This window comes from Lysinibacillus sp. FJAT-14745, from assembly GCF_001275675.1.
Taxonomy (GTDB): domain Bacteria; phylum Bacillota; class Bacilli; order Bacillales_A; family Planococcaceae; genus Lysinibacillus.
This window is the reverse complement of the sequence record NZ_LITM01000009.1, coordinates 598,873-604,316: the sequence shown is the minus strand read 5'-3', so window position 1 is coordinate 604,316 and position 5,444 is coordinate 598,873. Positions and strand designations below refer to the sequence as shown.

The window sequence follows — 5,444 nt, the reverse complement described above, 5'->3', positions numbered from 1 at the left end:
TTAAGACACCGCCCTTTCACGGCGGTAACACGGGTTCGAATCCCGTACGGGTCATACTGAAATGCAGTAGATGTAACAACTTACATCTACTGCATTTTTTTGTATAAAGATAGCTTTTAAGATTTTAATAATTTTATTATCAGTTAAAATTTATTTAAATTGAAAATCACATAGAAGACTCAATAATTATAATAATAAAACGTCTACTAGAAATGAGTAGACGTTTGCTCCTTTAAGCTTTTAATAGCATTCTTTCAAGTGAGCTACGTGCTTCTTCAGCAATGTGAGCATCTACTTGAATACGATTATGTGGCTGCCCCTTTTCTATACTTTCTAAGGACCAAAGTAGATGGGGAAGGTCAATTCGATTCATTGTAAGACAAGGACAGAAGTTCTCATTTAAAGAAATAATCTGCTTATCAGGGTGCTCCTTGATGATGCGATTAACGAGATTCATTTCAGTACCGATTGCCCACGCTGAACCACTCGGAGCCTTATTAATTGTATCAATAATGTATTTTGTAGAACCTGCATCATCTGCTGCGGCAACAACTTCGCGACTACATTCAGGATGAACAATGATACGCATATTGGGATGAACTTGACGTATAAGCTCCGTATGCTGAACTGCAAAACCTTCGTGTACAGAGCAGTGTCCCTTCCATAAGATGACTTGAATGTTTTCAGGGGACTGATCTGTCTCAAGCATACTTGTATGAGGATTCCAAACTGCCATATTTTCGAGCGGTATTCCTAAATCGTAAGCAGTATTTCTTCCTAAATGTTGATCTGGTAAAAAGAAAATACGTGGTTTTTGCGTAAATGCCCATTTCACCATTTCTTTTGCATTGGACGATGTTACGCAGGCTCCGCCATGACGCCCAGTAAATGCTTTAATGGCAGCAGTAGAATTGACATATGTTAGAGGGATAATGGTATCGCCAAAGAGTTCCTGTAAAATCGGCCATGCTTGTTCTGTTTGATAAATGTTTGCCATGTCTGCCATTGAACAGCCTGCACGCAAATCAGGTAAGTAAACATGCTGCTGTTCAGTTGTAAGCATATCAGCTGTTTCCGCCATAAAGTGTACGCCACAAAATACTATATGTTCAGCTTCCTTGTTAGCCGCTGATAATTGAGCAAGCTGCAAGGAATCCCCAGTTGCATCAGCAAATTGAATCACTTCATCTTTTTGATAATGATGCCCAGGGATGAAGAGCTTACTACCTAATTTCTTTTTAATTGTTAGAATGCGAGATTCCATGTCATTTTTAGATAATGCACGATAATGCTCTGGTAGTAGTGACGTTTGTTGTAATAAACTAGTGATGGACAATAGAATTAGCTCCTTTCGTTTGTACAAGTGCACTAATGTCAAAGGCTGTTACTGAGTGTGTTAGCGCTCCAAGTGAAATCCATTGAATACCTGTTTTAGCATAGGTATTTAAGTTATGAAGCGAAATGCCGCCTGAAGCTTCTGTAGCAATATGTCGAGGAACTGCTGGAAGCCATTCACGTATTTCTTCAGGGCTACGATTATCAAACATAATGATATCTGCACCAGCTGCAATTGCTTCATCTAGCTGTGCTTTTGTTTCAATTTCCACTTCGATTTTAATGGTGTGACCGATTTTCTCACGGGCTGCCTGTACTGCCTTTGTAATACTACCTGCAAAAGCAATATGATTATCCTTTAGCATTATCGCATCGTATAAACCATTGCGATGGTTAAAGGCGCCTCCGATTCTAACCGCATATTTATCTAACATACGCATTCCAGGCATTGTTTTGCGCGTATCGCATATTTTCGCATTAGTACCTGCTGTTTCTCGCACCGCTAAATTTGTAGCTGTAGCAATAGCAGACATACGCTGGATAAGATTCAAAATTACACGCTCACCCATTAATAACTTTTGAAGAGGTCCTTGAATAACAGCAAGAACATCACCGGCATTTACTTTTTCACCATCTTGTTTATAAAGGATAATATCCATTGATCGATCAAGAAGAAGAAAGCCATGCTTAATGATAAAGGCTCCACAAAAAATGCCGCTTTCTTTCGCATAAAAAGAAAACGATCCCTGCTGTTCTGGAGAAAATATAAATTCACTCGATAAATCTCCATCACCTATATCCTCATTAAAAAATTGTTTTAGCAATTCTTCGAGTTTGATGATATTCATATAATGAATTCCTCACTTTCATCTGTCCTTGTTGAAAAATAATCCAGCGGTTTGCCCACTGATGATCATGTTGTGGTTTATCAATGCGAATATGTGCTCCTCGAGTTTCTTTACGTGTAATGGCTGCGTGTGCCATTAATGTAGCGACAATATGCATCATGTAAAGTTCAAGTTCCTGTTGATTCAAGCCGTCTAAATTAACATGAAGAAGTGTTTGCATTGAGGGCAATTGTTGTACGAAGTGTTGCATATCTATAGGATTTCTTACAATGCCTAATGTGTGCATCATCATTTGTCGTAATTGATCTTTTGTCAATAATGATGGCATTGTTTGTTGGTGATGTTTGTCATCAATCAAGAAACTATTTTGTTTGCAACCTGTTTGAATAATGTATTGGGCTGTTCTTTGCCCAAACGCAATGCCTTCTAAAAGAGAGTTACTAGCTAAACGATTGGCACCATGCACTCCTGTACAAGCAACTTCTCCAATTGCATATAGATTCGGAATAGATGTTCTTCCCTTGTCATCAGCAACAACACCACCCATTAAGAAATGGCTACCTGGTGCTACAGGAATTAATCCATTTTGTAAATTAACATGATTGTCATAGCAAAGCTGAGCAATCGTAGGGAATTTTATTTCAAAGTGTTCAATACTTGAAATATCAATAAATGTTTCCTGACCAGCAGTACGTTTATTAAATAATGCATGTGCAGTAACATGGCGTGGTGCTAAGTCCAACTGTTCATGTATGCCTTTCATTATGGGATGACGCTGTGCATCGACAAACATTCCCCCGGCGCCGCGTACAGCTTCAGAGACTAATCCTTTAGCCTGCCCTTCACACCAAAGTAAGCTATGGTGAAATTGCATAAATTCCATATCACTGATGGCAGCTCCGGCACGGTATGCTAAAGCGATACCATCTCCAGTATTCGTAGCAAAGTTAGAAGTACAAGAATAAATAGCACCTGCACCTCCTGTCGCGAGAATGACATGGTGAGCAAGGTAGCGCTTCATTCCCTCTGGCCCCTTTGTCAAAACGCCAACGCAATCTCCAGCTGTATTCAATAAAAGCTCGTAAGCCATTTCATAGCAATTCACAACGATATTAGATGTAAGTTGATTGAGCAAATAATCTATCATTACTTGGCCAGTACGATCACCGCCTGCATGTAAAATGCGGTGATGACTATGTGCCCCCTCCAAGCCTAGAGCAGGGGAACCATCAACTTGTCGATCAACTGGGAAGCCCTTATTTAATAAATCGCGCATAATTTCTGTGCCGTTTTCTATTAGTACTTCAACATTCCTTCTTTCATGATGATATTCACCAGCAGTCAACGTATCAGCAATGTGGAACTTTGGATGATCTTCTTGACTTGTAACGGCAGCAATACCACCTTGAGCACGATAAGAACTACTCATTTTAACTGAACATTTTGTAACGACCTGTACTTGAAAATGTCCTTCGAGAAGTCGAGCAGTTTGAAGTGCAGCAATACCGCTACCAATAATAAGTACATCTGTCATTACATTCATACACATACCTTATTTACAGTTGTCTTGACACATATCTTTACATAAAATAAAAGAGAAAACAAGACCTGATAAACTAGAAAGGAAGAATAAGATGATTTATCTAGATTACGCTGCAACTTCTCCAATGACGCCAAAAGCTCTTAAAGCATATTGTGAGGTAGCAAAGCAGTATTATGGAAATAGTGCAAGCTTACATGATCTAGGGGGGCAAGCGCACTATTTTGTTGAACAGGCAAGAGCTGTTGTAGCAAGATCTCTTGGAGTAAATAGTGACGGTGTCATTTTTACTGGAAGCGGAACTGAGGGCAATTTAATTTCGATTTTGTCATTAGCTTTAGCGTCAAATAAAGGGAAGCACATTATTTCTTCACAAGCTGAACACACATCCGTACATGCGGCTTTAAATACACTTGAAAAAATGGGGTTTGTAGTCACGAAGTTACCTTTACAGCAAGATGGTTGTATTCATGTGGAACAACTACGAGAAGTAATACAAGCAGATACGGCTTTAATCACTATCCAACACGTAAATTCAGAGATAGGCTCTATTCAACCGATAGATGAAATTGCCGAGATTGCAAAACAATTAAATGTTCTCTTGCATGTCGATTGTGTACAGTCCTTCTGTAAACTTCCGTTAAAACAGCAAGTAGATGCTATTACCGTTTCAGCTCATAAAATAGGTGGGCCAAAAGGATGTGGAGCTATTTATATTAATCCTAAGCTCCGTGTTCCCGCATTAGCACCAGGTGTCACGCATGAGCGTGGGTTAAGGGGAGGAACACTAGATACCCCATCTATAGTTGCTTTTGCTACGGCGATTGAAGATTATCAATATGAGCGGAAGCATTATGAAGCATTACGTCAAAGCTTTAAGGAGAATTTACAAGAAACGTGTCAAATAATTGAGAGTAAGGAGCAATTGCCTAATATTTGTGGTGTATTGATGAAAAGAGTAGAGGGGCAATACGTATTGTTAAAATTAAATGAAGCGGGGATATGTATTTCCACAGGAAGTGCCTGTGATATTCATAGTGAATCTGGTACGAAGGCGATTTTATCAATGGGCTATTCTATGGAAGCGGCGCGTCAGTTTTTTAGAATATCTTTTGGTCCATTAACAACATTGGAGGAAATTGATCGATTACAAATGGCACTTTCCGTAATTTAACTTCTTTCAGCAAAATGAAAACCTATGATAAAATAATATTGAGATTAAATTAACAGGCATGTTAATGATCTATAAAAAGATTTTTTGTACCCATTTTTGTAGCTGATTGGAGCGAAGGGCTACTGTCGCAGAATCAAAATTCACTCGGGAAAAGCAACTTTGCTTGATGCTTGCTCGTAGGAAGGAGTAGCTCATAGCGAAAATCAGCGTCTTTTAATTAATAAAAATAGTAAATCAACACACTGATAAATTAATTGTTTTCTTTTAATTGAACAATTGCTATAATAAATAGCAGAGTGATAATTTCTCTTACATTACAAAAATATCTTCGAAAAGTATTAATTTTTCTTTTTTTATAAAAAAGTGTTGCGCAATGTGAGAAAACGTTATACAATAATTCTTGTCTTGAAGGACAGGTAATAAACTTCAAAACGAAATACATAAGGCTTTCAAAATACGCCGTATATTGAAGGTCGACAATAGTCTAGTGATGATGGCAAAGAGGTCACACCCGTTCCCATACCGAACACGGAAGTTAAGCTCTTTA

At 38.5% G+C, this 5,444-nt stretch carries 4 protein-coding genes; 1 reads left to right on the top strand and 3 read right to left on the bottom strand.

Features of this window, described 5'->3' with window-relative positions:
* Positions 1 to 232: 232 nt before the first annotated feature.
* From nadA to nadB, 3 genes are read right to left on the bottom strand one after another with little or no spacing between them, the layout of a single operon-like run.
* A complete protein-coding gene (gene nadA / locus AMS59_RS17985; RefSeq protein ID WP_053485095.1) occupies positions 233 to 1,336 on the bottom strand; it encodes a quinolinate synthase NadA in 1,104 nt (367 codons plus the stop codon).
* Positions 1,323 to 2,183: a carboxylating nicotinate-nucleotide diphosphorylase gene (gene nadC / locus AMS59_RS17980; protein ID WP_053485094.1), complete on the bottom strand. Its 861-nt coding sequence runs from the start codon at positions 2,181 to 2,183 to the stop codon at positions 1,323 to 1,325. The genes nadA and nadC overlap by 14 nt, the downstream gene beginning before the upstream one ends.
* Positions 2,140 to 3,726, bottom strand: a complete 1,587-nt coding sequence (gene nadB / locus AMS59_RS17975; protein WP_053485093.1) for an L-aspartate oxidase — start codon at positions 3,724 to 3,726, stop codon at positions 2,140 to 2,142. The genes nadC and nadB overlap by 44 nt, the downstream gene beginning before the upstream one ends.
* Before the next feature lie 91 nt (positions 3,727 to 3,817).
* Between nadB and AMS59_RS17970 the strand changes: the two genes are divergently transcribed.
* Complete coding sequence (locus AMS59_RS17970) at positions 3,818 to 4,897, top strand: cysteine desulfurase family protein (RefSeq protein ID WP_053485092.1); 1,080 nt, start codon at positions 3,818 to 3,820, stop codon at positions 4,895 to 4,897.
* The last annotated feature ends 547 nt before the right edge of the window (positions 4,898 to 5,444 follow it).